This is a genomic window from Actinosynnema sp. (assembly GCF_052038725.1).
On sequence record NZ_JBQGCX010000204.1, the window covers coordinates 1 to 3,729 of the forward strand.

The 3,729-nt window shown below is 75.0% G+C and carries 4 protein-coding genes; all 4 read right to left on the reverse strand.

The genetic code is table 11. The features are described 5' to 3' along the window. Positions 1 to 573: MlaD family protein (locus tag ACTUAL_RS03775; protein WP_440899276.1), on the reverse strand; the 573-nt coding region annotated here is incomplete at its 3' end. Beyond that, on the reverse strand, positions 573 to 1,538 hold the full coding sequence (locus ACTUAL_RS03780) for an MCE family protein (protein ID WP_440899277.1): 966 nt from the start codon (positions 1,536 to 1,538) through the stop codon (positions 573 to 575). The genes ACTUAL_RS03775 and ACTUAL_RS03780, both read right to left, overlap by 1 nt. Further along, positions 1,535 to 2,563, reverse strand: a complete 1,029-nt coding sequence (locus tag ACTUAL_RS03785) for an MCE family protein (protein ID WP_440899278.1) — start codon at positions 2,561 to 2,563, stop codon at positions 1,535 to 1,537. The genes ACTUAL_RS03780 and ACTUAL_RS03785 overlap by 4 nt, the downstream gene beginning before the upstream one ends. Continuing rightward, positions 2,563 to 3,624: an MCE family protein gene (locus ACTUAL_RS03790; protein ID WP_440899279.1), complete on the reverse strand. Its 1,062-nt coding sequence runs from the start codon at positions 3,622 to 3,624 to the stop codon at positions 2,563 to 2,565. Before ACTUAL_RS03790 ends, ACTUAL_RS03785 begins: the two co-directional genes overlap by 1 nt. Between the last annotated feature and the right edge of the window lie 105 nt (positions 3,625 to 3,729).

Below are 3,729 nucleotides of genomic sequence, written 5' to 3' on the forward strand. Positions count from 1 at the left end.
GCGCGTCGCGGACGCCAGCTCCCGCACCGCCTCCCCGAGCCTGGCGCCGTTCCCGTCGAGCGCGGACGCGCCGGTGCCGAGCAGGTCGGACAGCGCGCCCCCTCGGTTGGCGCCGTCCGGTCCGAGCGCGTCGAGCAGCCGCTCCAGGCTGCCGTACAGCTGGTCCAGCTCGATGCTCGCGGCGGTGCGCTCCAGCGGCACCACCGCACCGGCGGCCAGCGGCTCGCCGCCGGTGTGGGCGGGGGTGAGCTGGAGGTACCGGTCGGCGACGACGGACGGCGCGACCACGGCGGCCCGGACGTCGGCGGGCACCCGCACCCCGTGGTCCAGCTCGACCTCCACGCGCACCGAGTCCCGCTCCGGCACGACGGACAGCACCCGCCCGACCCGCACGCCGAGCACCCGCACGTCCGACTCCGGGTACACGCCGACGGCGGACGCGAAGCGCGCGGTGAACCGGATTCCCTGCGGTTGCAGGAAGACCCACCACACGGCCGTCGCCGCCAGCAGCACCAGGACCATCACCCGCGCGAGGAGCGCGTACCGCCGCCGCTGCGCCACGCTCCGGAACATCAGCGCCCCCCGGTGGGGCAGTCGCGCCGCTCGGTGGTGACGACCAGGCCGCACACGTAGGTGTCGACCCACGGCCCGGTGCCGGTGGCGTCGGAGAGCAGCCGGTAGTACGGCCCGGCCAGGGAGAGCCCGCGCTCGAACGCGGCCTGCTCGCGGCGCAGCAGGTCGGTGACCCGCTCGACCTGCTCCAGCGCGGGCCGCAGCCGCGCGTCGTTGTCCGCCACCAGTCCGCTCAGCTGGCGGGAGAGCTCGCGGGCCCCGTCCAGCAGGCCGCTGATGGCGGCGCGCCGCCGGTTGATCTCGGCGAGCAGCCGGTTGCCGTCCTCGACGATCGCGGTGACGTCGTCGGCCCGCTCGGCGAGCGCCCCGCTCACCTGCTCGGTCCCGTCGAGCAGGGTGCGCAGCTCCTGGTCGCGGGTGGAGATGGTGCGGGACAACGAGGTCAGGCCGTCCAGCGCGCCCCGGACGTGCTCGGGGGTGTCGCGGAAGGAGTCGGACAGGACCCGGAAGCTCTCCGCGAGCTGCTCGGCGTCCAGGTCGCCGAGGGTGCCCGCGAGCCCGTTGAACGCGTCGACCACGTCGTAGGGCGAGGTGGTGCGCTCCAGCGGGATGGGCGTGGCCGGGTCGAGCGGGTCGCGCCCCGCGCTGCCCAGTGCCAGGAACTTCTGCCCCAGCAGCGTCTTGATGCGGATGTCGGCGGTGCTGCGGTCGCCGAGCGCCAGCCCGCGCACCCGGAACTCCACGAGCACCCGGTCGCCGCGCAGCTCGACGCGGGACACCTCGCCGACCTTCATGCCGGACACCCGGACCTCGTCGTCGGGTTCGAGCCCGGCGGCCTCGGCGAACTCGGCGCGGTAGCGGGTGCCGGAGGTGAGCGGGACGGCGTCCAGCCCGAGCGCGAGCGCGAGCGCGACGGCGAGCGCGACGAGCCCGAAGGCCCCGATCAGCGCCGGTCTGCGGGTCATCGGCGGCACCTCGCTTCGGTGAGGGGGATGCCGACGTCGCCGCCGCCCGGCGCGGGCGGCGCGTCGGACTTCGCCAGGCACAGGTAGAAGTTGAGCCACGAGCCGTAGGAGGCGGTGCGCCCGATGGCCTCGAACTTCACCGGCAGGGTGCGCACGAAGGACTCCAGCTCGGGCGCGTCGGCGAGGTTCCCCGCGAGCAGTCCGAGCCGGTCGACGTCGTCCTTGAGGGGTTGCCTGCCCTGCTCCAGCAGGCGGGCGGTGCTGTCGGTGAGCGCGCCGATGCCGCCGATGGCGGAGCCGACGCTGTCCCGGTCGGCGGCGAACCCGGACACCAGGGCGCGCAGGGCGGCGATGAGCGAGGAGAACTTGTCGCCGCGCGAGTTCACCGCCTGGAGCACGGTGTTGAGGTTGTCCACCACCTCGCCGATCACCCGGTCCTTGGCGGCGAGCGCGGAGGTGAGGGAGGCGGTGTGCGCGAGCAGGCTCTCGACCGTGCCGCCCTCGCCCTGCAGGACTTGGACGACCTGCAGCGACAGCCGGTTGACGTCCTCGGGGTCCAGCGCCTGGAACAGCGGGCGGAACCCGTTGAACAGCGCGGTGAGGTCGAGCGCGGGCGCGGTGCGCTCGACGGGGATGAGCCCGCCCTCGGGCAGCCGCTCACCGATCCGCCCGGCGGGCTGGTCGAGCGAGACGTAGCGCTGGCCGACCAGGTTGCGGTACTTGACAGCGGCGGTGACCTCGGCGGACAGCGATCGCCCGCGCTCGACCGAGAAGCGGACGTCGACCAGCCCGTCGTCCACCAGCGCCATCGACTCGACCTGCCCGATCCGCACCCCGGACATGCGCACCTCGTCGCCCTCGGCGAGCGCGGTGACGTCGGTGAAGCGGGCGGTGTAGCCGGTTCCCGGCCCGAGGTCGACGCCGGTGATGGTGGCGGCGAGGAACGCGGTGGCCGCGACGGTGACGACGACGAACACCCCGAACTTGACCAGCGGCCCGGCCAGCCCGCCCGTCCCGCCGCGCATCAGCGCGCCCCCGTGCCGAGCAGCAGCCCCGCCCAGCCCGGCACGTCGCCGGGCGCGACCGGGTTCGCGGGCCCCTGCGGGCAGGGGTGCCCCGGCGCGCGCCGCCCCGGCTCGCGCCCCGCCCGTCCCGGCACCACCACCAGCTCCCCGTGCAGGCCGGGCTGGTCGCCGCCCTCGCCGAGGGCCTGGTCCACGGCGGGCCGGAGCCGGTCCACGGCCCGCAGGACGCAGCGGTAGCTCGGGGCGTGCTCGGCGAACAGCTCCAGGCTGGGCCGGGCGCTGCCCGCGAGCGCCACCAGGTTGCCGGAGTTGGCGGAGACGAACCCGGTGAGGTCGTCGGCCGCCGTGGTCAGGTTCCGGTGCAGCGCCGCCAGGTCCGCGCGCTGGCGGGCGAGGGTGCGGCTGGTCGTGGTGGCGTCGGCCAGCGCGGACACCAGGTCGTCCCCCGCCCCCGCGTACACCTCGGCCACCCCGGCGAGCTTGCCCAGGTCCTCGGTGAGCGCGGGCAGGTCCGGGGCGAACGCCCGCAGGTGCTCGTCCAGTTCCACCACGGTGTCCCCGAGGTCCTCCCCCCTCCCCCGCAGCGCTGTGGCGATCGAGGTGAGCGCGGTCGACAGCTTGTCCGGCCGCACCGCCTGCAACGTGGGCATCAGGTCCGCAAGCACCCGCTCCAGCTCCCCGGCCGCGCCGCTGCGGTCCTGGTCGATGACGTCCCCGGCCGCCAGCGCCCCGCTCGGCCGGGCGGGCGCCTCCAGGCTCACGTACCGCTCGCCGAACAGCGTCTTCGGCAGCAGCCGCGCCGTGGTGTTCCCCGGAACCAGCCCGACCTGCTCGGGGTCGATCCCCAGCTCGATCTCGGCCCCGTCCCCGGTGGCCCGCACCGCGCGCACCCGCCCGATCGGCACGCCGAGCAGCTTCACCTCGGAGCCCACCTGGAGCTGGTTGCCGACCCGGTCGGTGCGCAGCAGCACCGGGGCCTCTCCCCGGAAGGCGCCCAGGTAAACGGCGGTGGAAAGCGCGCAGGTCCCGAGCAGCAGCACCGCGAAGAGCAATCCCGCCAAGCGCTGCCTGCTCCGCATGGGCGTTTCTCCCGGAACTCTCGGGGCAATCCCGTGGCTGAATCGTCCGAGCGACGTTACTGACGGGTACAGCGCAGGCACAAGGAA